Annotated in this window: 2 pseudogenes; both read right to left on the bottom strand. The window is 37.1% G+C overall.

Annotated elements, in window-relative coordinates:
• A pseudogene (gene mltG, locus BN338_RS10140) lies at nucleotides 1–917 on the bottom strand (endolytic transglycosylase MltG); the annotation flags it as partial.
• A 96-nt stretch (nucleotides 918–1013) separates the two neighbouring features.
• Nucleotides 1014–1368 (bottom strand): annotated as a pseudogene (locus tag BN338_RS10135) (beta-ketoacyl-ACP synthase II); the annotation flags it as partial.

Here is a 1368-nt window from a genome sequence, read left to right as displayed (position 1 = left end):
ATAAGTATTATAGGGTGTTTCTTTCTCAAGATCTGAACGGTAAATTGCACGACCCGATGGCTTTCCTTTTCCTCCAAAGAGACCATAAATGACCGTTGGATCTGATTGAAGACGCATATGCTTTGCAAGGCGGTTATAAAATACCGCAGCAACCAGCGGTCTTTCTGCTGCAACTCCTGTTTCTTTCTCAACAATTGAGGCCAATATGACAAATTCATCAATTGATTTAATGGGTAAATCAGGTGAACGCGTAGCCCATATCGCATGAATTAATTTTTTCTGTCCCTCATACAATCTATTTATAATTTCTTTACGCGTTGTTCCTCGAATGAAGCAAACAGTATCCGTCATCAAATAGCCCTCTGGAGGCAATGTTTTTGGAAGGTCTCCAATCAAAATTTCATTGGCCGCTAATCGATCGAAAACTTGTTGAACCGTTAAACCTTCCGGTACTGTAAAGGTATACTCAATGGATTTTCCTTTCACAAGAATATCCATAATATCCTGCATTGAAGCATGGGCTGGAATTAAATATTCACCAGCCTTCAGGTGACTGGTGTTTTTGTAATAACCAACCCCATAAACAAAAATATCTGATGATCGAATGAAACCACGTTTTTCTAGCAATGAAGCAATTTCACGAATTCCTGTCCCTGGATGAATAAGAACAACTTGTTCTTCCTCAATTTTTCCCTTTTCTTCAAAAATACTTTTTCCAATATAAAGAGGAACACTTATGCCGAAAAGAATAATCACAATCAGCATGAGAAAAAAATGACCAAGAATAACCAACGGATTACGGACGATAGATGATTTCTTTTGTTTTTTATGTGTTAACATGCCTAACTATCCGCTTAATGATTCGAAGAGGAATCACTTACACCCTTGAATGATTTTTCCTTTTTCACATCGGACATAACCCCTCAATAGCGATTAAGAACAATAATATAATTTGTTATTTACCTTATAATAAAGGTAAAAATTCAAAAGCAGAAATTAAATAAAAATACTTATTATCCCCTAAAACGTCGCATCACCAACGATGCATTCGTTCCACCAAACCCAAAAGAATTGGAAAGTATCGTATCAATCTTTCGTTCACGTGGTTTATGCGGAACAAGATCGATTTTTGTTTCAATGGATGGATTATCAAGATTAAGTGTTGCTGGCGCTATATTATCCCGTATAGCTAAAACACAAAAAATAGCCTCAGCAGCACCTGCTGCACCAAGTAAATGCCCGATAGAGGACTTCGTTGATGACATAGAAACTTGTGGTGCATAATTTCCTAAAACACGTTCAACAGCCGCTAACTCTATGGAATCAGCCATCGTTGATGTCCCATGAGCATTAATATAATCAAGTTCA

Origin of the sequence: Bartonella queenslandensis AUST/NH15 (assembly GCF_000312585.1) — a bacterium.
Classification (GTDB): Bacteria; Pseudomonadota; Alphaproteobacteria; order Rhizobiales; family Rhizobiaceae; genus Bartonella; species Bartonella queenslandensis_A.
This window is presented reverse-complemented; position numbering and strand designations above follow the sequence as displayed.